Origin of the sequence: Halomonas sp. KM072 (genome assembly GCF_050710315.1) — a bacterium.
GTDB classification, from domain to species: domain Bacteria; phylum Pseudomonadota; class Gammaproteobacteria; order Pseudomonadales; family Halomonadaceae; genus Vreelandella; species Vreelandella hamiltonii.
On record NZ_CP136132.1, the window covers coordinates 3,383,983 to 3,409,004 of the forward strand.

Below are 25,022 nucleotides of genomic sequence, written 5' to 3' on the forward strand. Positions count from 1 at the left end.
CTACAAGAGATTGTAAGGATTGTTTAACAGTGGGCGGCTAGGTAGGGCAAGCGATGGCGAAGAAGGTACTGCAACTGTGTCTTTCCGATGGTAAAGGCGGAATGGAGCTATACGTAGACCGGGTGATAGAACACCTGCTGGCGGAAGGTTGGGACGTCATCGGCATCTGCCTGAAAGACAGCAAGGTAGAAACTTACATGCAGCGCAACGGAGTGCCGTATAAGGCCTTTGCGAGCAACGGGCAGGCGCTGGTCAACCTGCTGTCGATACGCCGCTGGTTGAAGGAGGAAAATATCTCCGTCATTCACTGCCATAAATCGAGTGATTTACGCCTCACCACGCTGTTAAAAGCACTGCTACCAAAACTAAGAATAATTTACACTGATCACGTGGGTGGGCAGCGCCCCAAAAAAAGCCCTTATCATCGTGTTGCCTATGGCAGTGTGGATCTTGTGCTCTCTATCAGCCAAGCAACGCATCAGCGTAATGTCCGCAATTTACCGCTTCCCCAGGAGCGTGTGGTTTGCTTGCCCCACGGAGTCGATATCGATAAGTACCAGCCCAATCGTGACCCTGCCGCCATTACGGCTAAGCGTGAAGCGCTGGGTGTGCCGGCAGACGCGGTGCTCATCGGGCTTCCGGGCCGAGTGACGCCTGGCAAAGGGCAGGATGTCTGGGTAAACGCACTGCTAGCGCTTGACCCCACGCTTCACTTTTATGCGCTCTCTATCGGTGGCACTGACTATGCGTCAGGTGGCGTGGAAGCGTTCTATGCCGAGCTGCAGCGCACCATCGCGGGCACGCCGCTGGCGGATAAAATCACCTTTCTAGGGCATCGCAGTGACCTGACGGATATTTTGCCCGTGCTGGATGTGGTGTGCATTCCTTCGGAAAACGAAGCGTTCGGCCTGACCATCATCGAATCCATGGCCTGTGGGATGCCGATCATTGGCTCGAATACCGGGTCGTTGCCGGAGCTAGTGGATGCTGATTCCGGCGTGTTGGTAGGCCCGTTTGACGTGCCTGCCTGGCGCGATGCCATGGACACGCTCATTCGTGATGCGGCCACACGTCAAGCCATGGGGCGTGCCGCGCGGCGGCGCGTCGAGGAGCACTTCAGTAACAAGCAGCACGTGAAGCGCTTAATGGAGATCTACTCAGTGTCGGCATAGCCTGCGTAAAGCGGTGCCATCAGGTTTTCCATTTGGCTAGGGGCAAACTTCACCACAGACCGTTCCAGCCGCTGCAAGTTGCCCGCTTGCCATTTGCCTGGCGGGCGCAGTCGGCAGCGGTCGAGATCGATGAGCCAGGGTTTGCCAGCCTCATCCACCAGAATATTACGGGCGTTGAGATCCACATGATCGAGCCCTGCCTGGTGAAACCGCTTGATCATGGCGCCTACGCGCATCAACAGCGCCTCGTCTGCCTCTTCGGCGCTCAGTAAGGAGGCGAGCGCTCGGGCGCCCGGGATGCGTACGGTCAGCAGGGCCGCCTCATAGGTCAAACCGAACCGAGTGACGCAGCAGGCCACTGGGCGAGGCACGGGAAGCCCTTGCTCATACAGCGCGGCGGTCAAGCGCACTTCACGAAACGCTCGTGTGCGCTCTGCCCCCAGCCAGACATAGCGTTGCTTGCTGACCTTGGCGATGAGCCCGCCGCGCTGGTAAGGGCGCAGCACCCACTGCTCGTGGTCGCGTGCTTGCAGGAACAGGCTGCTGCCCCGGCCAGGTGCTTCGCCGACTACCAGGCCTTGCGATTGCCAGTAATCTGCCTCGAACAGCGCCGTGCTCAGTGGGTGAGTCGGGGAGGACAGTTGGTGTGATACGCAGGCGTCACTTAAACTGTCTGCATCATGTAAAATCAGCCCATTTTTCTGCTGGAGTGCCGCTAAGCGCATGAAGCCCTCTCTGCCTGCTCAACCAAACCATATTGCCATTTTGCGCCTCTCCGCTCTGGGAGACGTGTGCAATCTCGTGCCCACGGTGCGAGCGTTGCAGCGCCAGTGGCCGAACGCGCGCATTACCTGGATTATCGGCAAGGGGGAGCACAGTTTACTGGCCGGGCTTTCCGGGGTCGAGTTTGTTGTGTACGACAAATCGACGGGGCTCTCCGGCATGCGCGCTATCTGGCGCGAACTGGCGGATACCCGCTTCGATGTGCTGCTGCATATGCAGCAGGCCATTCGCGCCAGCGTGCTCTCGCTCGGGCTTAAAGCCAGCGTCCGGATAGGGTATGACAAGGCCCGTGCCAAGGACGCCCAGCACTGGTTCACCCAGCACCAGCTAGCCCCCCACGAGAACGCCCATGTGCTGGAGTCGTTCATGGATTTTGCGCGTCTGCTGGGCGTCGAAGATGAGCGTCTGGAGTGGAATCTCACGGTGCCCGCAGTGGCCTATGAGGAAGCCCGCGCTATCAGCGGCGACGCCCCTTATTTGGTGATCAACCCTTGTAGCAACGCGCGGTTGCGCAACTTCCGCAACTGGTCGGTGGAAGGCTACGCCAGCGTGATTGAACACGCGTGGGTACAGCACGGTCTGAAGAGCGTACTCACCGGTGGCGGCAGCCCGCTTGAGCGGGAAATGGGTGACCATATCGAAGCGCTCTGCCAGTCAGGTAGCGTGATCAACGCCATTGGCGGCACCTCGTTGAAAGGCGTATTGGCGCTGATCGATAACGCCCGCGCGGTGATTGCCCCGGATACGGGTCCTGCGCATATGGGCAACGCCATGGGCACGCCGACGCTTGGCCTCTATGCCACCACCAACCCTCAGCGGGCCGCCCCCTACTTGTGGCGCGATTTTGCCGTCAATGCCTACCCCGATGCGGTACGCACCTACCTGCATAAATCGGTGGACGAGGTGAGCTGGGGGCAGCGAGTACGCCATGCCGATGCCATGGACTTGATCAAGGCTGACGATGTGATTGCCAAGCTAGACGCGCTGCTGGCGCACACCGCAGCGCAGACCACAACAGGACCCTCGGATGAAAGTTGATTTAACCGCCCTGGAACATGCCCGCGTACTGGTGGTAGGCGACGTCATGCTCGACCGCTACTGGCACGGCGGCACCTCGCGGATCTCCCCAGAAGCGCCGGTGCCCGTGGTACGCGTGGAAGATGCCGACGACCGCCCCGGTGGCGCAGCCAACGTAGCGCTCAACGTGGCGTCATTAGGCGGCTATGCGGCACTGGCGGGCGTGGTGGGCGAGGATGAGAATGCCGAGCTGCTCACCAAACGCCTGGCTGCATCTGATGTAAGCACTTACTTTCAGCGCAGTGCCGAGATTCCCACGATCACCAAGCTGCGCGTGATGAGCCGCAACCAGCAGCTGCTGCGCCTGGACTTTGAACAGCACCTCGACAGTGTGGATACCAGCGCTCTGCTGGCACAAGTAGAAAAGGCACTGCCCGAGTGCGACGTGGTGATTTTGTCGGACTACGGTAAAGGCACGCTTAACCAAGTGGAGCGGCTGATCGAGATGGCTCGCCAGCACGGCAAGCGAGTACTGATCGACCCCAAGGGGCAGGATTTCACCAAGTACCGGGGAGCCAGCCTGATCACTCCTAACCTGGCCGAGTTCGAGGCCGTGGCGGGCCCCTGCGCCACCGACGCTATCCTGGCCGAGCGTGGCGAAGCGCTGCGTGCCGAGCTGGCACTGGAAGCGCTGCTGATTACCCGCAGCGAGAAGGGCATGACGCTGATCCGTGAAGGCCATGCACCGCTGCACCTGCCCACCCGTGCCCAGGAAGTGTTCGATGTCACGGGGGCTGGCGATACCGTGATTGGCCTGATGGGCCTGGCCCTGGCCGCTAACCATGCGCTGCCGGAAGCCATGATGCTGGCCAACTTGGGCGCAGGCCTGGTGGTGGCCAAGCCGGGTACCGCAACGCTCTCCATTGCCGAGCTTTACACCGCGCTGCATAGCGACAAGCTGGCCGAGTTCGGCGTGATCGAGCCAGCGCCTCTGGTCGATGCCGTTCGCGCTGCGCAGCTGCGCGGTGAGCGGGTGGTGATGACCAATGGCTGCTTCGATATTCTCCACGCAGGCCATGTGGCCTACCTGGAACAGGCCAAGCGCCTGGGTGACCGGCTGGTCGTGGCGGTGAACGATGATGCGTCCATTGGCCGGTTGAAAGGGCCTAAGCGCCCCATTAACCCGCTAAACCGACGGATGCAGGTGCTGGCGGGGCTCGGCGCGGTGGATTGGGTGGTACCGTTCAGTGACGACACGCCTGCCGCCCTGATCGAGCAAGTACTGCCGGATATCCTGGTCAAAGGCGGCGACTACCGCCCCGAAGACATTGCTGGCGGCAGCGCCGTGATTGCCAACGGTGGCGAGGTGAAAGTGCTGGGCTTTGAAGATGGAGTTTCCACCACGGCGATGATCAGCTCCATTCTGGACCGCGAAAGTTAATGGCAGCCCCCCGCTGGCCACGGCTGGCCTATTCGGCGGCGCTCTATGGGCTAGCGCCGCTGATTGGCTGGCGCATCTGGCGTGAGCAAGTGCCCACTTACTCACGGCTCCAGCGGCTGGGGTTGTGCCTCGAACCGCTGCCGCCCCCACCGCGCATTTGGTTGCACTGTGCCTCGGTAGGTGAGGTACGCGCTGCCCGCCCGCTGATCGAAGGGCTGCTGGCGCGCTTTCCTCACCACAGCCTGCTGCTGACCACCATGACGGCTACCGGTGCCAGACAGGCACAGGCGTTGATAGCAGAACAGGAGACTGCCGACCAGACGCGCCTTGCCCACCGTTTTTTGCCGTTGGATTTTCCGGGCGCGGCCAGGCGTTTTGTGGCTCGCGTACAGCCGGACCTTGCCATCCTGTTTGAAACCGAGCTGTGGCCGAACCTGCTTCACGCCTGCCATCGGCAGGCGGTGCCCGTTGCCGTAGTGAACGGCCGACTATCGCCCCGCGCGTTTGGCCGCTACCAGCGTTTGCGCCCGCTGATGCAGGGGGCCTTGGCCAACGTGACGTGGCTGGCCGCCAAGTCGCCAGAGGACGCCGAGCGTTTTCACGCGCTGGGCTGTGCGGCTGAATCGACCACCGTGGTGGGGTCGCTGAAGTTCGAACAAGCCTTTCCTGAAAGGCTATTGGAAGAGAGTGAGTACTTACTTAATGTGTGGGGTCAGCGTCCCGTGTGGGTCGCTGGCTCTACCCGAGACGGGGAAGAAGCGCTGCTGCTGGCTGCCCATCGCCAATTGCTTTCGCGCTTCCCCGCGGCGCTGTTAGTGCTGGTGCCCAGGCATCCACAGCGGTTTGATGAAGTGGCGGCCCAGTGTGAGCGTGAAGGGTTCAAGGTCAGTCGTCGAAGCCAGCAACAGCCCGTTACACCCGCCACCCAGATCTACCTGGGGGATACGCTGGGCGAGCTGGCGACGCTGTATGCTGCGGGCAGCGTCGCCTATGTGGGGGGGAGTCTGGTGCCACTGGGCGGGCACAACGTGTTGGAACCTGCTGCGCTGGGTAAGCCCGTGCTGTGTGGTCCGTCGCTGGAGAACTTCAGCGATGTTGCCGAGCCGCTCTTGGCGGCCAAGGCACTGACGGTGGTTGACACGCCAGATGCGCTGGCAAGCGTTCTGGTAGAACACATCACCAACCCTGAGTGTGCCAGGCAGCGCGGGCTGGCTGGGCAAGCGGCAATCACAGCCCAGCGTGGGGCGCTTTGGCGCACGTTGGATGGGCTTGGCCGGTGCTTGGCTTTGGCCCGGGATTAGTCTTGGCCAGTGCCTGGCTTTGGCGAGTGCTCAGCGTAAGGCCGTGCGCTCTACGCCATCCGCTTTACCCAGCAGCAATACATCGGCACCGCGTGCAGCAAACAGGCCGTTGGTGACTACGCCGACGATGCCATTGATACGCGCTTCCATGGCTACCGGGTCGTCGATCATGAAGTTGAAGCAGTCGATGATCTGGTTGCCGTTGTCGGTGATGACGCCCTGACGGTAAACGGGTTCGGCACCGAGTTTGACCAGCTCGCGGGCCACATAAGAGCGCGCCATGGGAATCACTTCTACCGGCAGGGGAAAGTTGCCGAGCTGGGCGACGTATTTCGAGCCATCGGCAATACAGATGAAGCGCTCGGCGCAGGCGGCGACGATCTTTTCACGCGTCAGTGCGGCACCCCCACCTTTGATCATATGCAAGTGAGCATTCACTTCGTCGGCACCGTCGATGTAAAAGGGGACGTTGCCAACGTGATTGAGTTCGAAGACCTCGATACCCTGTGCTTTCAAGCGCTCTGCGCTGGCCTCTGAGCTGGCCACGGCCCCTTTGAAGCGGTCGCGTAACGCGCCCAAACGATCAATGAACAGGTTGGCGGTGGAGCCGGTGCCAATGCCCAGCACGGTGCTTTTTTCGAGATATGGCTCGATTTCATCGAGCGCGGCATCGGCGACAGCGGCTTTTAGTTCGTCTTGTGTCATGATGGAGTCCAATCAGGGTGGGCAGTCGTCCTTAGTATAACGGCCTGAACGCCCGCTGCCGATGGCAACGCCGCTAGACGTTGGCGGCTGTCATCTGCTACCAATAGAGGTTTTGTTCGCACCCGCCAGGGTCACGCCATTTTTCCGGGATATCAGCATGCTCGAAGCAACCGTCAAAAAGATTCTCCAGGCCCGTGTCTACGAAGCGGCCTGCGAGACGCCTATTTCCCCCGCTCCCTTTTTGTCGCGTCGTTTCAACAACCAGATTTTGATCAAGCGCGAAGACTTGCAGCCGGTGTTTTCGTTCAAGATCCGCGGGGCCTACAACAAGATGGCCCAGCTCACGGAAGAACAGAAAGCCAAAGGGGTGATTGCTGCCTCGGCGGGCAACCATGCACAGGGCTTGGCCATGGCGGCCAAATTGATGGGCGTGAAGGCCGTCATCGTGATGCCTCGCATCACGCCGGATATCAAAGTGCAGGCGGTACGTGCGCGGGGTGCAAAAGTGGTGCTGAAGGGCGACGCCTTTGCCGCCGCAGCCGAGCATGCGCAGGAGCTGATCAAGGAGCATGGCTACACCTATATTCCGCCGTTTGACGATATCGACGTCGTGGCGGGCCAGGGCACCATCGGGGTCGAGATCCTGCGCCAGCACAGCGGGCGGCTGGATGCGATTTTCATCCCGGTAGGTGGTGGTGGGCTGATTGCCGGGGTGGCGGCCTACGTGAAATACCTGCGTCCTGACATCAAGATCATTGGCGTCGAGGCCGAGGATAGTGCTTGCTTGAAAGCGGCTCTGGAGGCCGGAGAGCGCGTCGTGCTGGAGCAGGTGGGCGTGTTTGCAGAAGGCGTGGCCGTGGCGCAAATTGGCGACGTGCCGTTCTCTCTGGTGCGTGACCTGATCGACGATGTCATTACCGTGAACACCGACGAGATGTGCGCGGCGGTCAAGGACATTTTTGAAGATACCCGTGCCGTGGCGGAAACGTCTGGAGCGCTGTCGTTGGCCGGCCTGAAGAAATACGTGCAGCAGACCGGTGCCGAGGGAGAAACCCTGTTGTGCATCAATTCGGGAGCCAACACCAACTTTGACCGCTTGCAGCATATTGCCGAGCGGACGGAGCTGGGTGAGCAACGTGAAGCCATTCTGGCCGTCACCATTGCTGAAAAGCCTGGCAGCTTCAAGAAGTTCTGCCGAACGCTGGGCAAACGTATGGTGACCGAATTCAGCTACCGTTATGCCGATGACAGCGAGGCCCATATCTTTGTTGGCGTGCAGGTAAAACCAGGAGGCGAAGACCGCCTGGCGGTGATCGAAAAGCTGCGCGAAGGCGGGTATCAGGTCGAGGACTTGACCGATAACGAATTGGCCAAGCTGCATATTCGCCATCTCAGTGGTGGTCGTCCCAGCGAGCACTTCGAGGAAGAGCTTTACCGTTTCGAGTTTCCGGAACGCCCAGGGGCTTTGATGAACTTCCTCACCCAACTGCCCCATGACTGGAATATTTCATTGTTCCACTACCGTAATCACGGCGCCGCTTACGGCCGTGTGCTGGTGGGCATGCAGGTGCCCAGTGAGGACCGAACCCACGTGACCGAGTACCTGGATGCCATTGGTTACCGCTATTGGCAGGAGAGCGACAATCCCGCCTATCGGCTTTTCATGGCGTAAATGAATGTAAGTGTTTGCTAACTTCGCAGACAAGGACTGCCCGCCAGGTTCGCAAGACTAAAACGTTTAATTAAGGGGTGAAAATAGTGCCAATAGCGGTTGTCACTGCCCCCCTTATAGCCCTATAGTCGTCGGCGAAAATAATGAGGTGTGTCATCTTTCCAAAGGCAACCCCTTGGTGACGCACCCAGGGCTACCGGCATTTGGAAAGACGTTGGAGATTAGGCATGCGGCGAAGAAAACCTGATATGGTCATGGCGCTAACCGTGGTGTTTCTACTGGGGGTTTTGGCGACTGGCTATGCCCAGGCAATATCGGGAAGTTGACCGATGGTAGCAGGGTAGAGCGGTATCGACGTCGCGAGCCTGCAAAAGGTCAAACAAGAGGGCTGATCATGGATCAGCCCTTTTTTATGGGGCGTACCGTGGCTTGATCGCTGACCACGGCCGTGAGCGGAATATCCCAGGGCTCCAACGGCAGCTGGTCGACCTGTTGGCAAGCGTGCGCCACCCCAATCAAGGCGGGAGCCGGGCCAGGTCTGCGCATGAAGGCCAGGCTGCGGTCGTAAAATCCTCCCCCCATGCCCATGCGGTTGGCCTGCTGGTCGAACCCGACCAGCGGTACGATCAGCGTATCCAGTGCCCAGGCGGGTAGCCGATGGCCACGGTGGGCAGCAAACCGTGGGCAGGGCTCGGCAATGCCGAAACGATTCTTGACCATGGGGGTATGCTGGTCGTAACGCACGAACCATAGGCTGTTGGCGCTGAAAGGGCGTAGCACAGGAAGGTAGATCGTGGTGCGTCGCTGGCGAAGCCAGTCGATCAGGGGTGTCGGGTCGATTTCGCCATGGATCGGCAGGTAGAGACTGATGCGTTTGGCGCGTCTGATTTCGGGCTGACGCCTCAGGCGCTGGCAGAGTGAGCGGGCCGCCTGCCGTTGCTGTCTGGCGGTCAGCGCCTTGCGTCTCCGTTTGAGTTCTCGGCGCAGGGCCTGCTTCTCATCGGGCGTCGTATGCGTCATCGCTATCAGGCCATGTTGAAGTGTTCCCCAGAATGCCGCTGTCGTTCTGGCCCTGAACCTATTGGTTCAGGTGGGTGGCCGCAGCCAGACCGTCAGGCTTTCCGACGCACGGACATGCACACGGGTCTGGCTAGCATTTGGCCCCCTGGTACTGCGTATAGGCTCGAGGGACTATAACGACTGGCGCACATTCCAGAGAACGTCCCTATCCTAACAGAGGCGCTGCCAATGCCAAAGCATCCATGCCCCGAACGGCTCTCTTTACGCGTCCGTTGGCTTGCGAGTACCTGCCAACGCTCGTTCGAGGCGCTCATTGAGGCGGCTCAGGTTGGCCTCACCCGCGCGGTGCTCGTCCAGCGCTTCCAGCAATTCATGGGTAATGTTCAAGGCGGCCATGATGGCAATGCGCTCGTTGCCCAACACGCTGCTCTGGGCGTGAATACCGTGCATGGCTCTGTCCAGGTAGCGAGCGGCGCGCTCCAGCTGCACCTCCTGACCGCTATCGCAGGCAATGACATAGCTGCGCCCCAATAGGGTGATCTCTTTCGTTGGCCGCTTGGCGGTACTCATCATTGACTCCAGCACGGGCCAGTCAGGGCCCCAATGCGTTAACATCACATAAATAGGATGGATAGACGATATTCACTATAAGAGAGCCGCTCGTACGGGGTCAACGCACGTACCGGCCGCGCTCTGCGCAGAATCTTACTCTGACTTTTGCTAAAGCGAGCACAAAACATGTCATTGATTGACGAGCGCCAGGATTTTTCTGACGTGGCGGATGTATTTTTATTGCACGGGAGCATGCAGTCTCCCGCTTTTCTGGATGGGCGCCTGTGTGGCCTGCTGGCGCTACGTGACGTGAGCGCCGAAGGGTGGCTGGAAGAGGTCTGCCTGGGGCTTGGTGTCGAGCAACCCCGCGATCAGGCAAGCGCAGAGCGACTGTTGGGCTGGCGACGCCAGACGCTGGAAGCCTTGAGCGCCAGCGATATGAACTACGCGCCGCTGCTGCCGGATGAGCTGTTTTCGCTTGCCGAGCAGGCCCAAGGGCTCAAGGAGTGGACGTTGGGCTTCATGGAAGTCGTCGAAGAAGTGGCCGATGACACGCTGCGAGAGCGCTGGTCGCAGACCCTGCGTGAGGCCATCGAAGACCTGGCGGGGCTGAGTCAGATCGAAACCGATATCGACGATAGCCCGGACAACGAGAACGATCTGTTTGCCCTGACCGAGCACGCACGGATGGCGGCCATGCTGCTGTATACCGAGCAGCACCCGGGCCAGCCCCAGGTCGAGCAGGTCGACGCCCCCGTCCACTGATATCTGACTGTTCTTCAGGATATGCAAGGAGCCACTATGTTGCCTGAGCTATTGCCGCGCCCCGCGCCCATTGGGCCCGACGAGTACCGCCAGCGGCGTGAGGCGCTGATGGCCCAGCTGCCGCCGAACGCGGCGATGCTGATCCCCGGCGCGTCGCTGGTGACGCGCTCCCACGACAGCGAATACCGCTTCCGACAGCAGAGCGACTTTTACTACCTTACGGGCCTGCAAGAGCCCGACGGCCTGCTGGTGCTGCTGCCTGGGCGTGCCGAAGGCAGCAGCGTGGTGTTCTGCCAGGACCGGGACCCCACGCTGGAGGCCTGGACGGGCCGTCGGTTGGGTGCAGGCGGGGTGGAGCAGCAGTTGGGGATCGACCAGGCCTTCGAGAACGCCCAGCGCGATGTGCAACTGGCAGCGCTGCTCGATGGCCGCGAACTGCTCTACGCGCCGCTGGACAATCCCGAAGCGACCAGCCTGCTGGAAGAGGCGCTCGCCCAGGCTCAGGCGGGCGTGCGCCGAGGCAAGCCTGCCTTGAAAGGCTGGCTGGATTGCCGTCCACTCATCCATGAGATGCGGCTGTTCAAGAGTCCGGCCGAAATCGCCCTGCTGCGCCACGCGGCGGCCATTTCTGCTCAGGCCCATGTGCGTGCCATGCACACCTGCCGGGCAGGGCTGCATGAGTATCAGCTTCAGGCCGAGCTGGAGCATGCGTTCATGTGGCAAGGGGCCAGTGGTCCCGCTTATAGCACCATCGTGGGCGGCGGCGCCAACGCCTGTGTGCTGCACTATATTGAAAACAGCGATGCGCTGGAGGCAGGGGCGCTGGTGCTGATCGATGCGGGCGCCGAGTTCGATCTCTACGCTGGCGACATCACCCGCACTTTCCCGGTCTCCGGTCGCTTCAGCGATGCCCAGCGAGCGCTCTACCAGGTGGTGCTGGAGGCTCAGGAGCGCGCTGTGAACGCCGTCGCTCCAGGCGCTACCCTGGCCGATATTCATCAAGGGGTCGTGCACGATTTGACCAAGGGCCTCATCGACCTGGGGCTTTTGGAAGGCGAGGTGCAGGCGCGGATCGATGACGAGAGCTATCGACGCTTTTATCTGCACTCCACGTCGCACTGGCTGGGTCTGGACGTCCACGATGTGGGGACTTATCGACTCGATGAAAACACGCCCAGGCCGCTGGCACCGGGCATGGTACTGACCATTGAGCCCGGCCTGTATATCCCTTGTGATGACGATATTCCTACGGCTTACCGTGGGATCGGTATTCGTATCGAAGACAACGTGGTGGTCACTGCCCTTGGGGGAGAGGTGATCACCGATGGGGTTCCCAAGCAGGTCGAGGCCATCGAACGATTGGTGGCTAAATAGTGACCAGTCGACAAAACCGATGAAGCCATTATGTAAATTACGTTATGGGTTACGATGATTCGCGTGGGCTGAACAGCCAAGCCACGTCAGGAGAGGTGAATGCAGGTGTCCGCAGCGGTAACAGAAGCTTCCAGTGAGCGGCCTGCCACTCACGATATCGTGATCGTGGGGGGGGGCTTGGTAGGCGCCAGCCTGGGGTGCGCCCTCGCACCTCTGATCGAGCGTTTTGGTTGGCGCGTGGCCATGATCGAGGCCAAGGCACTGCCCGACACGAGCGACCAGGCCACTTGGCAGCCCAGCTTCGATGCGCGTGCCAGCGCCATTGCCGAGGGTTCCGCCCAGCGCTTTCGCCAACTGGGCGTGTGGCAGGAGATGCAGGCCGAGGCCACGCCCATCCAGCGCATTCATATCAGCGAGCGTGGACGTTTGGGGGCGACACGCCTGAGCGCGGAAGAGCTGGGCGTCGAGGCGCTGGGGCATGTGATTCCCAACGCCTGGATGGGGCAGGTACTGCACCGTCGATTGCAGCAACTCCCCATCGAATGGCACTGCCCCGCCACGGTCACGTCGCTGACCCCGCAGGCAGGGGGGCAGCATCATCTTCGCCTGTCGAATGGCAGTGAACTGACTGCCACGCTGACGTTACTGGCCGATGGAGGCCGCTCGGGCTTGAAAGAACAGTTGGGTATTCAGAGTCGCCGTCACTCTTATGAACAAACCGCCGTGATTGCCCATGTGGGGGTCAGTCAGCCGCACCACGGGGTCGCCTACGAGCGCTTCACCGGAGAAGGCCCCATTGCGCTGTTGCCCTTGCCCGGTCAGGCCATGGAGCTGGTCTGGACACACCCCAGCGGCGGTGAGCGGGCGCGCATGGCGCTGTCGGGCCAGGCTTTTTTGAGCCAGCTGCAGCAAGCGTTCGGCGACCGGGTAGGCCGCTTCAATCGGCTGGGGCAGCGTTATTGCTATCCGCTTTCGCTGGTGACTGCCGAAGAGCCGGTAAGGCCGGGGCTAGCGGTGCTTGGCAATGCTGCGCACGCGCTGCACCCCGTGGCCGGGCAGGGCTTCAATCTTGCGCTGCGCTCCGTGATGGATCTGGTCGAGGCGCTGGCCCAGGCTGCCCAACACCAGCAGCCCCTGGGCAGTCTGGCAACCCTGGCGGCTTTCGAGCGCCGTCGTGCCCATGACCGTGCCAACGTCATCCGTTTCAGCGATGGCCTGGTGCGGCTGTTCGGTGCTTCGCTGCCACTGCTGCCCCATGCCCGTGGTGCGGGATTGATCGGCCTGAACCTGGTGGGGCCGCTGCGCCGGGGGTTGGCACGGCGAGCCATGGGGCTAGAACGATAGCGCTGGGACGATAGCGCGCACCATTGGCGCTGACACATTAAGGATTGGCTATGACGATTCAAGCAGAACAGGGAGCCACGGTCACGCGTTTCGATGCGGTGGTGGTGGGGGCCGGCATGGTCGGGGCCAGCGTGGCAGGGTTGCTGGCCAAGGCCGGTATGCAGGTCGCGCTGGTCGAGGCCCGTGAAAAGCCTCTGCAGTTGGAAGAGGTGGCCCAGGCGCTGCCGGCGCCCCGTGTCAGCGCCCTGACGCCGGTGTCACAGCGGTTGTTGAAGCATCTGGGTGCCTGGCCTGCCATGGCGGCGACGCGTATCACTCCTTACCGTTACATGCAGGTATGGGACGCCGAGGGCAGTGGCAACATCCACTTTTCGGCAGACGAGGCGGGCACCGCCGTGCTAGGGCATATCGTCGAGAACGACGTGACCCTGGCCGCACTCAATGCACAGCTGGCCAACCTGCCGACGTTGACCCGGCTGAATGGCGTGCGCGTCTCCGCGCTGCAGACCAGTTCCAAAGGGCGCTGGCTGGTGTTGGAGGATGGCCGCCAGCTGGAAACCCCGCTGCTGGTGGCGGCCGATGGTGCGCGCTCTGTGCTGCGCGAACTGGCGGGCATCGAGGTGGCAGAGGAGTCCATGGGCCAGGAAGCGGTGGTCACCACCGTGCGCTGTGAGCACGCCCATGGAGCGACGGCCCGTCAGGCCTTCGTAAGCGGCAGCCCGCTGGCTTTCCTGCCGTTGACCGTGGACGGCGATGATCGGCTGTGCTCGATTGTGTGGTCCGTGCCACCCGAGCAGGCGGCCCGGCTTGAGTCGCTGGCACCGCAAGCGCTGGGAGAGGACTTGGGTCGCGCCTTCGATCACCGTCTTGGGGCTGTCACGGTGCTCGATCGAGCCTATCGCTTTGCGCTGGTACAACGCCACGCCCGCCGCTATGTGCAGGAGCACTTTGCCCTGGTGGGGGATGCGGCGCACAGCATTCACCCCTTGGCGGGGCAAGGGGTGAACCTTGGGCTGATGGATGCGGCGGTGTTGGCGGAAGAAGTGGTTGCTGCCTGGCGGCGTGGCTCGCCCTGGGGCAGCCTGACCATCCTGTCGCGCTACGAACGCCGCCGTCGTCTCGACAATACGGCCATGCTGGCCCTGATGAAGGGCTTCAAGGGGCTGTTTGGCAGTCAGCAGCCGGGCCTGACCCTGCTGCGTAATGTCGGCATGAGTGGCATGAACCAGTGGGTGCCACTCAAGCGGCTCATCATGCGGCAGGCCACCGGTGAAAGAGGTCGCCTGCCGAGCACGTGCCGTTAGCGGCGCCGGTCGACGACATTGAGCGCTTTCAACAGGTTGAGCGCTTCGCTGAGCTGATAGTCGTCGCGCAGCCGCTGCGACATGGCCGCACGCTCGCGAGGCTGGTTCTGACTGCCCAGATGCCCTTCCAGGTCGGCTTCGCGCAGTTCACGGCGACTTTCGGCCACTTCCAGGCGGCCACGCACCACTTCCACGTCCGGCTCGATGCCCTGCGCCTGGATGGAGCGGCCATTGGGCGTGTAGTACAGCGCCGTGGTCAGCTTCAGCCCTTCGCCGTTGCCTAGCGGCATGATCTGCTGCACCGACCCTTTGCCAAAGCTTTCGGTGCCCATGATGACTCCACGGCGCTGGTCCTGAAGCGCACCCGCCACGATCTCTGCGGCGGAGGCGCTGCCGCTGTTGATCAGCACCACGAGCGGTACATCACGCGCAGGCGTATCGGGCGATGCCGAAAAGGACATCTCGGTATCCGACAGGCGACCTTCGGTATACACGATCAGCCCGCTATCCAGAAAGAGGTCGGCCACGCCCACCGCCGCCTGCAGCACCCCGCCAGGGTTGTTACGTAAATCCAGAATCAGGCCTTCGAGCGGCTGTTCGCGTGCCATGCGCTCGAGGGCACGGCGTGCCTGCTCCGGCGTGCGTGATTGGAACTGGCTGATACGTAGATAGCCATAGCCAGGCTCCAGGGTTTCATGGCGCACGCTTTCGCTACGGATGATTTCCCGGGTCAGCGTAAGATCTCGTGGGCTATCTTCGCCCGCGCGCAGAATGGACAGCCGCAGCTGGCTGCCCGGCTCGCCCCGCATCAGGTTGACGGCTTCCTGCAAGGAGAGGTTATCGGTGGGTGTGCCATCGATGGCGATGATGATGTCCCGCGACAGCAGGCCCGCGCGGGAGGCCGGTGTATCGTCGATGGGAGTGATCACCATGAGTTGACCATTCTCGGTGCCGACTTCGATGCCGATGCCGCCGAACTCGCCCTGGGTGGACTCGCGAAGGCTCTGGTACTCGTTGGCATCCAGGTAGGCCGAGTGAGGGTCCAGCTCGCTGAGCATGCCGCGCATGGCATTGCGCAGCAGCGTGCGATCATCCACTTCCTCGACATAGGCCCGTTTGATGCGTTCGAACACCTCGGCAAAGGTCTGGATCTCTTCCAGCGGAAGGTCGTCGGCGACGCTATTGGCCGTTTGAGCCGCCAAGGGTAAGGGAGCTGCCAGCAGCGCGAGCGGAAGCAGAGTCGCCAAGAAACGCTTGGCAGGGGCCGATACCTCGGTTACAGATAGCGTCATGCGTACTCCGCAAGGCGAAAGGCAGCGCCGCTGGGCGCCGCAGGGGTTGATACGATTGGCGCGACACCTTCATGGATGCCGCTGCTATCAGCTTATCCCGTCAACGTCGTGCAATCCAACGTTGCGGGTTAATGGGGGCGCCACCTCGCCGCACTTCGAAATAGAGCGCGGACGAAGGCTGCCCTCCGCTGTTGCCCACTCGGCCGATGCGGTCGCCTCGGTTCACTTGCTGGCCCGGGCGGGCATCGAACTGCTGAAGGTGGGCATACAGGGTCATGATCTGATCACCATGATCGATGATCATCAGGTTGCCGAACCCCCGCATCCAGTCCGCAAAGACCACCCGCCCAGAGTGGACGGCCGTGACCGCCGTGCCGGCGCCCGCTTGAATCACGATACCGTTGTAATGCACGCCCTGACGGCGTTGGAAGCTGGCCGTGATGGCACCCTGTACTGGCCAGGGCAGGTCGCCCTGGGTGCGGGTGATGTTGGTGGAGGGCGTCGGCTCGGCCAGTCGGGCAAGCTCGGCCTGGATGGCGCGTAGCTGCTGTTCGGCCTGCTCGCGGCTCTGGCTGAGATCGGCCAGACGGTCGGCTTCGCTCTCGTAACGGTCATCCAGCGTGGTCACGACGCTGCGCCGCTCCTCCGTGCGGCGGGCCAGCAGCGCACTCTGTGCTTCCAGCTCGTCCGCCAGGGTATCCAGCCGGGTCTGGCGCTCGGCCAGCGCCCGCTCGGTATCCACCAGCGCGGTATCCAGGCGGGCAATGTCGCCCAGGCGACGTTGTCGCGCCTGCGTCAAGCGGTTCAAGTAGGCCTGCATGCGGTCCAGCTCGGCGGGGTTGCTCTGGTTCAACAGCAGCTTGAGCTGAGGGGTGGGCCCCAGCCGGTAGAGGGCCGCCAGCTGCTGGCCCAGCGCTGCGTATTGCGCCGCTCTTTCCTGCGCGAGCCGCTCACGGTGCTGGCGCAGTTGCTCGCTCTCTTCGTTCAGTTGGCGGCGTTCCCCCTGTAGCTGGTCCAGACGCTGGTGCGTTTGGGCCAGCTCCGTCTCGACGGCACGCAGGGCCTGTTGGGCGCTGTCACGGGCCTGGTCCGTCACGCCCAACTGCTGGGTCATGGCATCGATTTGCTGGCCTAGCGCATCCAGTTGCTGCTGGGCGGCACGCTCATCCTGCGCGACGGCAGCGGGCGTGCCCAGCATCAGCAGCGCCAGCAAGGGCAGCCGTTGCCACGATGGCATTAGGCGAAGCGCAGCAGTGACTGGCCCGTCATCGCGTCTGGCTGTGGCTGATGCATCATCGCCAGCAGCGTGGGCGCCAAATCGCACAGACGGCCGTCCGACAGCTGAGCCTCGCGCTCACCGACGTAGATCAGCGGTACCACGAAGGTGGTGTGAGCGGTTTGCGGCTCGCCGGTCAACGGGTGCACCATCTGTTCGGCATTGCCGTGGTCGGCGGTGATCAGGCAGGCGCCACCGGCCCGCTCGATGGCCTCCACGACCCGCCCAACGCAGGTGTCGACGGTTTCAATGGCCTTGACGGCGGCGGCAAAATCCCCCGTGTGACCGACCATGTCGCCGTTGGCGTAGTTGCACACCATCAGGTCGAAGCGACCGCTGTCGATGGCGTCCACCAGCTTGTCGGTGATGTCGAACGCGCTCATTTCCGGCTTTTCGTCGTAGGTTTTCACATCACGAGGCGACGGCACCAGGATACGTTCTTCGCCGTCATACTCGGCTTCGTTACCCCCCGAGAAAAAGAACGTCACATGAGGGTACTTCTCGGTTTCGGCGATGCGCAGCTGGGTCAGGCCGCGCTTGGACACCACTTCGCCCAGCGTATCGGTGAGGTCGGTGGGGGGGAACGCCGCCGGAGCGGCAATGTCGGCGGCGTACTGGGTCATCATCACCAGGCCGTCACCCGCCAGGGCAGGCCGGGTCTGGCGCTGGAAACCGGTAAAATCTGCATCGGTGAAGGCGCGGGTCAGTTCGCGGGCCCGGTCAGAGCGGAAGTTCAGAAAAATCGCCGCGTCGCCATCTTGTAACGTCATGGCGCTACCGTTGACGGGAACGCTGGTGGCCGCCACGAACTCGTCGGTTTCACCACGCGCGTAGGCATCCCGCAGGCCGCTTTCAGCGCTGGTGGCGGTATGCTCGGCATGACCCTCGGTGAGCAGGCGGTAGGCCTGTTCGACCCGCTCCCAGCGGTTGTCTCTGTCCATGGCGAAGAAGCGGCCAATGATGGAGGCCACGAAGCCGTTGTCGGCACCGACCAGTTCGGCAAGCCGGGCATTGGCGCGCTCGATGGAGGCCAGCGCGCTTTGAGGGGGCATGTCGCGGCCATCCAGGAAGGCGTGCACGTAGATTCGCTGAGCGCCGCGCCGTGCTGCCAGTTCCGCTACGGCAATGAAGTGGTCTTCATGGCTGTGTACGCCTCCAGGGGAGAGCAGGCCCAGCAAATGTACCGCTTTGCCGTTGGCCACGGCGCCGTCGATGGGTTTGGTCAGCACGCCATTGGTATCCAGGTCGCCATCCTCGATGGCCTTGGTGATCCGCGTGAAGTCCTGGTACACGATGCGCCCAGCCCCCAGGTTCATGTGGCCCACTTCCGAGTTGCCCATCTGCCCATCGGGCAGCCCCACATGGCGGCCATCGGTGTGTACGAAGGCGTGGGGGCGTTTGGCCCACAGGGCATCCATGTTCGGGGTATGGGCAGCAGCCACGGCGTTATGTGCGCTATCGGGGTTGTGGCCATAGCCGTCCAGGATGATCAGGGCGACGGGGCGGGGTGCAGATGATGCCATGAGAAACCTCGTTATATGGGTCAGCCAAGCAACGAAAAGTGCTGTTTGAAACGCTGGCAATGGCCATTCAGCCAGTTTTCAGACAGTACCTGAGAAACAGGGTCGCGGCGGGCGCGTGCTTGGGGCATCATAACGCAGGCAGCCGCTGGGCGTCATGGCCTGCGCGGTATGCCCTGTGACGTGTATACTTGTCGCGTTTCTGATGGCGGCCAGGCCGCTTTTTTCTGCATAGACCAAGAGATTGTGTTCGCGATGATCGATCAGCTGTTCGAATTCGTAATGAACCACCCCCTGTTGGTGGGGGCATTTTTGCTGGTGCTCACGGCGTGGATTGTCTACGAAACGCGTAGCGCTGCCTCGAATGCCGTGTCCTCTAGCCAGGCCACCCAGCTCATCAACCGCGAAGATGCGGTGGTGGTGGACATTCGTGAAAGCAAAGACTTCAAGGCGGGGCATATCGCCGGTGCACGCAACATTCCCCAGAGCAGCCTCGATAGCCGCATGAACGAGCTGGAGAAAGTCAAAAGCCAGCCGATCATCGTGGTGTGCAAGCATGGCCAAAGCTCGGGTGCCGCACAAGCCAAGCTGGTCAAGGCGGGCTTCGAGCGGGCCACGAAGTTGCGTGGTGGCATGATGCAGTGGCAGGCCGATGGCCTTCCCGTAGTGAAGAAGTAAACGACGAAAGCGGCCTCTGGGCCGCACGCTTTTTTATTGAATGAATAACGAGGAGTCTCCCATGGCGGAAGATAACAACACCCCGCAGGCCGGTGCCGCTGAAGGCGAAAAGCCGCAGCTGAAATTCTCTTTGCAGCGTATTTACGTGAAAGACATTTCCTTCGAAGCGCCGAACTCTCCTTCCGTGTTCAAGCAGGCGTTCAAGCCCAAGGTCAATCTGGATCTGAACACTACCAGCCAGAAAGTGGCTGACGACCAGTACGAAGTCGTGGTCAAGGTCACCGCCCAGGTGAATGACAGCGAGTCCGGCACCACGTCGTTCCTGGCCGAAGTCGAGCAGGCTGGCCTGTTCCGTATTTCCGGCATCGAAGGTGCGCAGCTGGAGCAGACGTTAGGCGCCTTCTGTCCTAACCTGCTGTTTCCTTACGCCCGTGAGTGTATCGACAACCTGGTCAACCGTGGCGGCTTCCCTGCGCTGATGCTGGCGCCGGTCAACTTCGAAGCCATGTACGCCCAGCGCAAGCAGCGTGAAGCGCAGCAGGCAAGCCAGGCTGCCGAGAACACCCACTAAGCCATGCTCGAAGCGCATTCGGCAGCACACTGGCTCGCCACGCACGGCAAGATGCCGCGCCTTCATGTGCCCACCGAGCTGCGTGTCGGGGCAACCGTCACGCTGCCGGAAGGCCCTGCCAGGCACGTTACCCGCGTGCTGCGCATGGGGGAGGGCGCGGCACTGATCCTGTTCGACGGGGCGGGCCAGGAGGCAGGCGTTCGGCTGGCGGAGGTGGGGCGAAAACAGACCACCGCAACCGTCGAGTCGGTATGGCCAGGCAGCGCGGAGTCTCCGCTAGCGGTGCATCTGGGCCAGGCGATTTCCAAGGGAGATCGCATGGACTATGCCATTCAGAAAGCCGTGGAGCTGGGCGTCGCTGCCATCACCCCACTCTATACCGAGCGGGGGGATGTTCGCCTGAAAGGCGACCGAGAAGAGAAGAAGCTGGCCCATTGGCAGGCGGTGGCTGCCAGCGCCTGCGAGCAAAGTGGGCGTGCAGTGGTGCCTCCCGTGTACCCGCCGCAGGGGCTGGAGGAGTGGCTGGCCGAACGGCAAGAGCCGCTGCGCCTGATGCTTCATCTGGCCACGGGCAATGGCTTTGCACAGTCGTCTCGGCCCGCTTCGGCAGCGTTGCTGATTGGCCCCGAAGGAGGGCTCAGCGAGACCGATATCGCTGCGGCCACCGCCAGCGGCTTTACGCCGCTGACATTAGGGCCCCGTGTACTGCGTACGGAAACCGCACCGGTCGTCGCGCTGACCCTCCTGCAGCATCATTTCGGCGATTTGTAAGCGCTTGCTGTCAGCCGCTGCCGCATTTTCTGTGGCAGCGGCTTTTGTATAGCAGGCTGTCAGGCCGAATACGGCCTCGCTTTGGCTAGCGTTAGCAAGGTACGCTACCGATTCTCAACCCTTCGCAAGGACACCTCCATGGCCCGTGAGTCCCATGCCTCTCCCCGTTCTGCCAGCGATGCGACTGCCCAGCTGGGAGAAGTCGCTTACTTGACCGTGACGGCAGTGAACAGTACGGGCGCCTTTCTGCGCTGGGGCCAGCCCAAGGACGTGCTGCTGCCCTATAGCGAACAGCGTTTTCGCCCGGATCCCGGCAAGCGCGTACTGGTCATGCTGTATAGCGATGACCAGGGGCGTCCCGTGGCATCCATGCGATTGGACCGCTTCCTGAGCGACGATGCCTGGGCGCTGTCGCAGGGTGATGAGGTCACGGTAGTGGTGGCCGATCGCACGGACCTGGGCATGAAAGTGGTGGTCGAGCACCGTTACTGGGGATTGATCTATCAGGACGACATGACCCAGCCGCTGCGCCGAGGGCAGACGCTGAAAGGCTATGTAAAACAGCGTCGCGAGGATGGCCGAGTCGATATCTCGCTGCTGCCGCCGGGGGTGGCACGCCTCGATGTGGTGGGTGACAAGATACTGCAGGCGCTACGCGAAAGCGGCGGCTACTTGCCGCTGGGCGATAAAAGCGATGCCCACGCCATCAAGGCGCGCCTGGGGGTGAGCAAGAGCGCCTACAAACAAGCGATCGGGCGGCTTTACAAGCAACAGCTGATCACCCTGGCCCCCGATGCCATTCGCCTGGTGCCTGGCGCGCTCTCCGAAACCGCAGACAAATAGCCGCGGTTGGAGCCGTGCCTGCAGTACGGCATACTGAATAATGATTGTTCCTGCATGGACGGTATTTCGATGAGCCACTCAACGTTGCATCTCGGTGTCGTGATGGACCCGATCAGTGACATCGCCTACAAGAAAGACACCACCCTGGCGATGCTGTGGGCTGCCCAGGAGCGCGGCTATACCTTGCACTACATGGAGCAGGACGATCTGTTCTTGAACGCAGGGCAGGCCTACGCACGCATGCGTCCATTGACCGTGCATCGTGATCCGACGCACTGGTATGACCTTGGCGAAGCAGTTCAGCGGCCACTGGCAGAGTTGGACGTCGTGCTGATGCGCAAGGACCCGCCGGTAGATGCCGAGTTCATCAATGCGGTGCACCTGCTGGGCTTTGCCGAGCGCGAGGGAGTGCTGGTGGTGAACCCCACCGCCGCCTTGCTGCAGTGTAACGAGAAGCTCTTTGCCCAGCAGTTTCCTCAGTGCTGCGCGCCAACGGTCGTGGCCAGCCGTGATGACGTGCTGCGTGCCTTTCACGCCGAGCATGGCGACGTGATCTTCAAGCCACTCGACGGCATGGGTGGCACGGGCATTTTTCATATCGGCCCTGATGGCCGCAACATTGGCGCCGTCATCGAGCAGCTGACGCTGCGCGGTCAGCGTCAGATCATGGCGCAGCGCTACTTGCCGGAAATCAAACACGGCGATACCCGTATTCTGCTGGTCGATGGCGAGCCTGTGCCCTTCGGGCTGGCGCGCATCCCCTCGGCGGGAGAGACCCGCGGCAACCTGGCCGCCGGTGGGCGTGGCGTGAGCCGCGAGCTGACCGAGCGTGATCACTGGCTGATCCAGCAGGTACAGCCGCTGATCCGTGAGAAAGGGCTGATGTTCGTGGGTCTGGATGTCATCGGTGACTACATCACCGAGATCAACGTGACCAGCCCCACCTGCGTGCGGGAAATCGACGATCAGCGTGGCACCGACATCGCCGGCATGCTGCTGGACGCCATCGAGCGTCGCCTTGCTTCCGCCCAATAACGCCCGACTTGCTGATTCAGCGGCAAGCCATAGGAGACGCATGCAAAGCTTAAAACACCATTTTTTAATGGCCATGCCGCATCTGGACGACCCCAACTTTGCGGGCAGCCTGGTGTACTTGTGTGACCATGACCACAATGGTTGCATGGGGGTGATTACCAACCGCCCTCTGGAAATCACGCTGGATGCGCTGTTCGAACAGCTCTCCTTGGGGGGCGATGAGAGCCCGCACCGCAATGCGCCTGTCTATTACGGTGGCCCCACCCATAAAGACCGTGGCTTTATCCTTCACGAAGGGGATAGCCAGGCGTGGGATTCCAGCGTCCAGGTAGAAGATGGCATTGCCCTCACCACGTCCATGGATATTCTTCAGGCGCTGGCGGATGGCACGGGGCCAGAGCACTTCCTCGTGTGCCTGGGGTGCGCGGGCTGGGAAGTAGGACAGCTGGAGGATGAGCTCAAGGACAACGCCTGGTTGACGGTGGAGGGCCAGCCAAGCGTGCTGTTCGAGACCCCACCCGCCGAGCGCTTGGCCGCTGCCGCTGGCCTGCTGGGCGTCGATCTCAACCTGATGACCCGTGACGCCGGTCACGCATGACGAAGGGGCAGTAACGCGATGGCCGACAGTGGGGAGCGCCTGATCCTGGCATTCGATTATGGAACGCGGCGCATCGGTGTGGCGGTAGGCAATGAGCTGCTCAACAGCGCCCGCGAGCTGACGCCTCTCCCTGCACGGGATGGCATTCCTGACTGGAACGTGGTGTCTCGTCTGGTTCAGGAGTGGCAGCCCGACCTGTTCGTGGTCGGGCTACCGTTGAACATGGATGGTAGCGAATCGCCCATGAGTACCCGTGCGCGCAAGTTTGGCAACCGCCTGCATGGGCGTTATGGCAAGCCGTGCGAAATGGTCGATGAGCGTGGCTCTACCCGTGAAGCCAAGCAGATCGCCCACGCATCGGGACATCGCGGCAACTATCGTCAGCAGAGCGTGGACGGCATCGCTGCCGTGCTGATTCTGGAAGGCTGGTTCGCCCACCGAGAAGGCCTTCCCGGTGGGCGAACCGCGCACTGAGCGTTTAGCTGCTCAGCCGTCTGCTCCTCAGCGGTCCAGCGTGCCAATTTGCGGCGGTACGAACCAGCGTACTGGCCGCATGTCCTGCTCGATCAGCTCGTCCACTTTCAAGAGCGTGGCAAAAATGGCCATCCGCATGGGGATGCCGTTATCTGTCTGGCGGAAGATCGCCAGGCGCGGATCGCCATTCAAATCGACGTTCAAATCATTGGCGCCTGGACGGCTATCGCGCGGTAGCGGGTGCATCACGATCGTGCTTTGGCTGCAGCGGTGATCCAGAAAATCGCGATTGACCATGAAGTCATCGGAAAGCCCCTGGAAGCTCTCGTTCATTTCATCCGTGAAGCGCTCCTTCTGGATGCGTGTCGTATAGACGACGTCCAGATCCGAGAAGTCGCTGGCCAGGGAGTCGCGCTGCTCGATGCGATGGCCCCGCGATGCCACCAGATCCACCAGATAAGACGGCATTTCCAGGCCGGGTGGGGAGACCAGCGTTATCCGCAGCGGATCATAAAGCGATAGCAGCTTGATCAGCGAATGCACCGTGCGCCCGTATTTCAAATCCCCGGTCAGTAGAATGTGGGCACCACTCAGGCGCTTGCCCAACCGCTGGAACTCCTTGTCGATGGTATAAAGGTCCAGCAGCGCCTGGCTTGGGTGCTCGCCTGGACCATCACCACCGTTGATGACCGGCACATGCGTTGCGGCGGCAAACTCGGCAACCGACCCTTGATCCGGGTGGCGCATGACGATGGCATCACAGTAGCCGCTCATTACCCTGCTGGTGTCGTACAAGGATTCGCCCTTGGCCATGGACGAGAAGGTAAAGCCCGTGGTGTCACAGACACTGCCTCCCAGACGGCAGAAAGCCGCATTGAAACTCACCCGCGTCCGCGTACTGGCTTCGAAGAACAGGTTGCCCAGTACCGCACCTTCCAGCACTCGCGTGACCTGACGGCGACTGGCAATCGGCTCCATGCGTGCGGCCACCCGTAACAGGTGATCAACGCTTTCGCGATTTAATGAATCGACGGTTAACAAGTGCTGGCTCATCGAAGACCTCATATCCGTAGGTGCAATAGATGTGGCGAATGTTGCAGAGTGCCAAGTGTAACCGCCAAACAGTAAGCGCCGAAGTGCTTTCCACGGGTTGCGTGATCGCGTGGGCGACTTTTTTTGACTATTTGGTAAATACCCCTTGCCAACCCGGCAGCGAATCCGTAAAGTACGCATCCGCTGCCGGGGACGCCAAGCGTTACCAGCGGTGAAGAAGGTTGAAAAACCTTCGGTTTGTCAGGAAGTTAGCGCCATCTGTTGGTTGGATTGATCGCTCGCTTCACGCGCTGAAAACAGCCCTTGACAAACACCACGGAATGCGTAGAATACGCCTTCCTCGCTGAGGCAACACGGTTCAGGTCACCGAGCCGGCCGCAGCGAACTTAAGAAAGTTGCTCTTTAACAATTTGATCAGGTAATTCATGTGGGCGCTTGCCGATGAGGGTGAATCATCACCG

Annotated in this window: 24 protein-coding genes and 1 other RNA gene; 16 read left to right on the forward strand and 9 right to left on the reverse strand. The window is 61.7% G+C overall.

Going from position 1 to position 25,022, the window contains the following annotated elements:
• Window positions 1-53 precede the first annotated feature (53 nt).
• Window positions 54-1,172 carry a glycosyltransferase family 4 protein gene (locus tag RVM26_RS16080; RefSeq protein ID WP_498939665.1) on the forward strand — a complete coding sequence of 373 codons (1,119 nt, stop codon included), beginning with the start codon at window positions 54-56 and terminating at the stop codon, window positions 1,170-1,172.
• On the opposite strand, the gene RVM26_RS16085 is transcribed toward RVM26_RS16080, so the two are convergent.
• Window positions 1,154-1,897 carry a 3-deoxy-D-manno-octulosonic acid kinase gene (locus tag RVM26_RS16085; RefSeq protein ID WP_498939667.1) on the reverse strand — a complete coding sequence of 248 codons (744 nt, stop codon included), beginning with the start codon at window positions 1,895-1,897 and terminating at the stop codon, window positions 1,154-1,156. The genes RVM26_RS16080 and RVM26_RS16085 overlap by 19 nt on opposite strands.
• Between RVM26_RS16085 and RVM26_RS16090 the strand changes: the two genes are divergently transcribed.
• The 3 genes from RVM26_RS16090 to waaA are packed head-to-tail and all read left to right on the forward strand — an operon-like array spanning window position 1,896 to window position 5,714.
• Window positions 1,896-2,993, forward strand: coding sequence for a glycosyltransferase family 9 protein (locus tag RVM26_RS16090; RefSeq protein ID WP_498939669.1), 1,098 nt, complete (start codon window positions 1,896-1,898; stop codon window positions 2,991-2,993). The genes RVM26_RS16085 and RVM26_RS16090 overlap by 2 nt on opposite strands.
• Entirely contained in the window at window positions 2,983-4,413 is a 1,431-nt protein-coding gene (gene hldE, locus RVM26_RS16095) for a bifunctional heptose 7-phosphate kinase/heptose 1-phosphate adenyltransferase (RefSeq protein WP_498939671.1), read from the forward strand. The genes RVM26_RS16090 and hldE overlap by 11 nt, the downstream gene beginning before the upstream one ends.
• The gene (gene waaA, locus RVM26_RS16100; protein ID WP_287807573.1) at window positions 4,413-5,714 is read left to right on the forward strand and encodes a lipid IV(A) 3-deoxy-D-manno-octulosonic acid transferase; all 1,302 of its coding nucleotides are present in this window, start codon (window positions 4,413-4,415) and stop codon (window positions 5,712-5,714) included. The genes hldE and waaA overlap by 1 nt, the downstream gene beginning before the upstream one ends.
• 30 nt (window positions 5,715-5,744) lie before the next feature.
• On the opposite strand, the gene rpiA is transcribed toward waaA, so the two are convergent.
• Window positions 5,745-6,419, reverse strand: coding sequence for a ribose-5-phosphate isomerase RpiA (gene rpiA, locus RVM26_RS16105; RefSeq protein WP_039179177.1), 675 nt, complete (start codon window positions 6,417-6,419; stop codon window positions 5,745-5,747).
• A gap of 157 nt (window positions 6,420-6,576) precedes the next feature.
• Between rpiA and ilvA the strand changes: the two genes are divergently transcribed.
• Window positions 6,577-8,091: a threonine ammonia-lyase, biosynthetic gene (ilvA, locus tag RVM26_RS16110; protein WP_039179180.1), complete on the forward strand. Its 1,515-nt coding sequence runs from the start codon at window positions 6,577-6,579 to the stop codon at window positions 8,089-8,091.
• Window positions 8,092-8,490: 399 nt separating this feature from the next.
• Here the strand turns inward: ilvA and RVM26_RS16115 are convergent, their stop codons facing one another.
• From RVM26_RS16115 to RVM26_RS16125, 3 genes are all read right to left on the reverse strand, one after another.
• A complete protein-coding gene (locus RVM26_RS16115; RefSeq protein ID WP_498939674.1) occupies window positions 8,491-9,111 on the reverse strand; it encodes a 5-formyltetrahydrofolate cyclo-ligase in 621 nt (206 codons plus the stop codon).
• 20 nt (window positions 9,112-9,131) lie between these two features.
• Window positions 9,132-9,313, reverse strand: a non-coding RNA gene (gene ssrS, locus RVM26_RS16120) — 6S RNA.
• 59 nt (window positions 9,314-9,372) lie between these two features.
• Window positions 9,373-9,681, reverse strand: coding sequence for a cell division protein ZapA (locus RVM26_RS16125; RefSeq protein ID WP_039179187.1), 309 nt, complete (start codon window positions 9,679-9,681; stop codon window positions 9,373-9,375).
• A 168-nt stretch (window positions 9,682-9,849) separates the two neighbouring features.
• On the opposite strand from RVM26_RS16125, the gene RVM26_RS16130 reads away from it, so the two are divergent.
• The 4 genes from RVM26_RS16130 (at window position 9,850) to RVM26_RS16145 (ending at window position 14,450) form a co-directional block, all read left to right on the forward strand.
• Window positions 9,850-10,428 (forward strand): UPF0149 family protein, encoded by a 579-nt coding sequence (locus RVM26_RS16130; RefSeq protein ID WP_081193777.1) that lies wholly within the window; start codon window positions 9,850-9,852, stop codon window positions 10,426-10,428.
• Window positions 10,429-10,464: 36 nt separating this feature from the next.
• Window positions 10,465-11,802 (forward strand): Xaa-Pro aminopeptidase, encoded by a 1,338-nt coding sequence (pepP, locus tag RVM26_RS16135; protein ID WP_498939676.1) that lies wholly within the window; start codon window positions 10,465-10,467, stop codon window positions 11,800-11,802.
• A 99-nt stretch (window positions 11,803-11,901) separates the two neighbouring features.
• Entirely contained in the window at window positions 11,902-13,146 is a 1,245-nt protein-coding gene (gene ubiH, locus RVM26_RS16140) for a 2-octaprenyl-6-methoxyphenyl hydroxylase (protein ID WP_498939678.1), read from the forward strand.
• 50 nt (window positions 13,147-13,196) lie between these two features.
• On the forward strand, window positions 13,197-14,450 hold the full coding sequence (locus RVM26_RS16145; protein ID WP_498939680.1) for a UbiH/UbiF/VisC/COQ6 family ubiquinone biosynthesis hydroxylase: 1,254 nt from the start codon (window positions 13,197-13,199) through the stop codon (window positions 14,448-14,450).
• Here the strand turns inward: RVM26_RS16145 and RVM26_RS16150 are convergent.
• From RVM26_RS16150 to gpmI, 3 genes are all read right to left on the reverse strand, one after another.
• Window positions 14,447-15,742: a S41 family peptidase gene (locus tag RVM26_RS16150; protein ID WP_081138427.1), complete on the reverse strand. Its 1,296-nt coding sequence runs from the start codon at window positions 15,740-15,742 to the stop codon at window positions 14,447-14,449. The genes RVM26_RS16145 and RVM26_RS16150 overlap by 4 nt on opposite strands.
• 100 nt (window positions 15,743-15,842) lie before the next feature.
• Window positions 15,843-16,979 (reverse strand): murein hydrolase activator EnvC family protein, encoded by a 1,137-nt coding sequence (locus RVM26_RS16155; protein WP_498939682.1) that lies wholly within the window; start codon window positions 16,977-16,979, stop codon window positions 15,843-15,845.
• Window positions 16,979-18,541: a 2,3-bisphosphoglycerate-independent phosphoglycerate mutase gene (gene gpmI / locus RVM26_RS16160; RefSeq protein ID WP_498939684.1), complete on the reverse strand. Its 1,563-nt coding sequence runs from the start codon at window positions 18,539-18,541 to the stop codon at window positions 16,979-16,981. Before gpmI ends, RVM26_RS16155 begins: the two co-directional genes overlap by 1 nt.
• 252 nt (window positions 18,542-18,793) lie before the next feature.
• On the opposite strand from gpmI, the gene RVM26_RS16165 reads away from it, so the two are divergent.
• The 7 genes from RVM26_RS16165 to ruvX all read left to right on the forward strand — a co-directional run bounded on the left by RVM26_RS16165 (window position 18,794) and on the right by ruvX (window position 23,508).
• Window positions 18,794-19,216: a rhodanese-like domain-containing protein gene (locus tag RVM26_RS16165; RefSeq protein ID WP_016915639.1), complete on the forward strand. Its 423-nt coding sequence runs from the start codon at window positions 18,794-18,796 to the stop codon at window positions 19,214-19,216.
• 61 nt (window positions 19,217-19,277) lie between these two features.
• The gene (secB, locus tag RVM26_RS16170) at window positions 19,278-19,787 is read left to right on the forward strand and encodes a protein-export chaperone SecB (protein ID WP_016915640.1); all 510 of its coding nucleotides are present in this window, start codon (window positions 19,278-19,280) and stop codon (window positions 19,785-19,787) included.
• 3 nt (window positions 19,788-19,790) lie between these two features.
• Window positions 19,791-20,558, forward strand: coding sequence for a 16S rRNA (uracil(1498)-N(3))-methyltransferase (locus RVM26_RS16175; protein ID WP_016915641.1), 768 nt, complete (start codon window positions 19,791-19,793; stop codon window positions 20,556-20,558).
• 138 nt (window positions 20,559-20,696) lie between these two features.
• A complete protein-coding gene (locus RVM26_RS16180; protein ID WP_096921715.1) occupies window positions 20,697-21,401 on the forward strand; it encodes a CvfB family protein in 705 nt (234 codons plus the stop codon).
• A 69-nt stretch (window positions 21,402-21,470) separates the two neighbouring features.
• Window positions 21,471-22,436, forward strand: a complete 966-nt coding sequence (gene gshB, locus RVM26_RS16185) for a glutathione synthase (protein ID WP_096923361.1) — start codon at window positions 21,471-21,473, stop codon at window positions 22,434-22,436.
• A gap of 40 nt (window positions 22,437-22,476) precedes the next feature.
• Window positions 22,477-23,034, forward strand: coding sequence for a YqgE/AlgH family protein (locus RVM26_RS16190; protein ID WP_498939688.1), 558 nt, complete (start codon window positions 22,477-22,479; stop codon window positions 23,032-23,034).
• Between the two features lie 18 nt (window positions 23,035-23,052).
• Window positions 23,053-23,508 (forward strand): Holliday junction resolvase RuvX, encoded by a 456-nt coding sequence (gene ruvX, locus RVM26_RS16195; RefSeq protein ID WP_016915645.1) that lies wholly within the window; start codon window positions 23,053-23,055, stop codon window positions 23,506-23,508.
• A gap of 27 nt (window positions 23,509-23,535) precedes the next feature.
• Here ruvX and RVM26_RS16200 read toward each other — a convergent pair whose 3' ends face one another.
• Window positions 23,536-24,561, reverse strand: coding sequence for an aspartate carbamoyltransferase (locus tag RVM26_RS16200; RefSeq protein WP_016915646.1), 1,026 nt, complete (start codon window positions 24,559-24,561; stop codon window positions 23,536-23,538).
• Between the last annotated feature and the right edge of the window lie 461 nt (window positions 24,562-25,022).

Excerpts from the sequence above, each read along its gene's own strand:
- ubiH (WP_498939678.1), top strand. The coding sequence starts at position 11,902 with ATGCAGGTGTCCGCAGCGGTAACAGAAGCTTCCAGTGAGCGGCCTGCC.
- ruvX (WP_016915645.1), top strand. The coding sequence starts at position 23,053 with ATGGCCGACAGTGGGGAGCGCCTGATCCTGGCATTCGATTATGGAACG.
- RVM26_RS16190 (WP_498939688.1), top strand. The coding sequence starts at position 22,477 with ATGCAAAGCTTAAAACACCATTTTTTAATGGCCATGCCGCATCTGGAC.
- RVM26_RS16180 (WP_096921715.1), top strand. The coding sequence starts at position 20,697 with ATGGCCCGTGAGTCCCATGCCTCTCCCCGTTCTGCCAGCGATGCGACT.
- gshB (WP_096923361.1), top strand. The coding sequence starts at position 21,471 with ATGAGCCACTCAACGTTGCATCTCGGTGTCGTGATGGACCCGATCAGT.
- RVM26_RS16150 (WP_081138427.1), bottom strand. The coding sequence starts at position 15,742 with ATGACGCTATCTGTAACCGAGGTATCGGCCCCTGCCAAGCGTTTCTTG.
- gpmI (WP_498939684.1), bottom strand. The coding sequence starts at position 18,541 with ATGGCATCATCTGCACCCCGCCCCGTCGCCCTGATCATCCTGGACGGC.
- RVM26_RS16115 (WP_498939674.1), bottom strand. The coding sequence starts at position 9,111 with ATGACGCATACGACGCCCGATGAGAAGCAGGCCCTGCGCCGAGAACTC.
- rpiA (WP_039179177.1), bottom strand. The coding sequence starts at position 6,419 with ATGACACAAGACGAACTAAAAGCCGCTGTCGCCGATGCCGCGCTCGAT.
- RVM26_RS16085 (WP_498939667.1), bottom strand. The coding sequence starts at position 1,897 with ATGCGCTTAGCGGCACTCCAGCAGAAAAATGGGCTGATTTTACATGAT.
- RVM26_RS16155 (WP_498939682.1), bottom strand. The coding sequence starts at position 16,979 with ATGCCATCGTGGCAACGGCTGCCCTTGCTGGCGCTGCTGATGCTGGGC.
- RVM26_RS16080 (WP_498939665.1), top strand. The coding sequence starts at position 54 with ATGGCGAAGAAGGTACTGCAACTGTGTCTTTCCGATGGTAAAGGCGGA.
- ilvA (WP_039179180.1), top strand. The coding sequence starts at position 6,577 with ATGCTCGAAGCAACCGTCAAAAAGATTCTCCAGGCCCGTGTCTACGAA.
- secB (WP_016915640.1), top strand. The coding sequence starts at position 19,278 with ATGGCGGAAGATAACAACACCCCGCAGGCCGGTGCCGCTGAAGGCGAA.
- RVM26_RS16175 (WP_016915641.1), top strand. The coding sequence starts at position 19,791 with ATGCTCGAAGCGCATTCGGCAGCACACTGGCTCGCCACGCACGGCAAG.
- RVM26_RS16090 (WP_498939669.1), top strand. The coding sequence starts at position 1,896 with ATGAAGCCCTCTCTGCCTGCTCAACCAAACCATATTGCCATTTTGCGC.
- RVM26_RS16125 (WP_039179187.1), bottom strand. The coding sequence starts at position 9,681 with ATGAGTACCGCCAAGCGGCCAACGAAAGAGATCACCCTATTGGGGCGC.
- waaA (WP_287807573.1), top strand. The coding sequence starts at position 4,413 with ATGGCAGCCCCCCGCTGGCCACGGCTGGCCTATTCGGCGGCGCTCTAT.
- RVM26_RS16130 (WP_081193777.1), top strand. The coding sequence starts at position 9,850 with ATGTCATTGATTGACGAGCGCCAGGATTTTTCTGACGTGGCGGATGTA.
- hldE (WP_498939671.1), top strand. The coding sequence starts at position 2,983 with ATGAAAGTTGATTTAACCGCCCTGGAACATGCCCGCGTACTGGTGGTA.
- RVM26_RS16145 (WP_498939680.1), top strand. The coding sequence starts at position 13,197 with ATGACGATTCAAGCAGAACAGGGAGCCACGGTCACGCGTTTCGATGCG.
- RVM26_RS16200 (WP_016915646.1), bottom strand. The coding sequence starts at position 24,561 with ATGAGCCAGCACTTGTTAACCGTCGATTCATTAAATCGCGAAAGCGTT.
- RVM26_RS16165 (WP_016915639.1), top strand. The coding sequence starts at position 18,794 with ATGATCGATCAGCTGTTCGAATTCGTAATGAACCACCCCCTGTTGGTG.
- pepP (WP_498939676.1), top strand. The coding sequence starts at position 10,465 with ATGTTGCCTGAGCTATTGCCGCGCCCCGCGCCCATTGGGCCCGACGAG.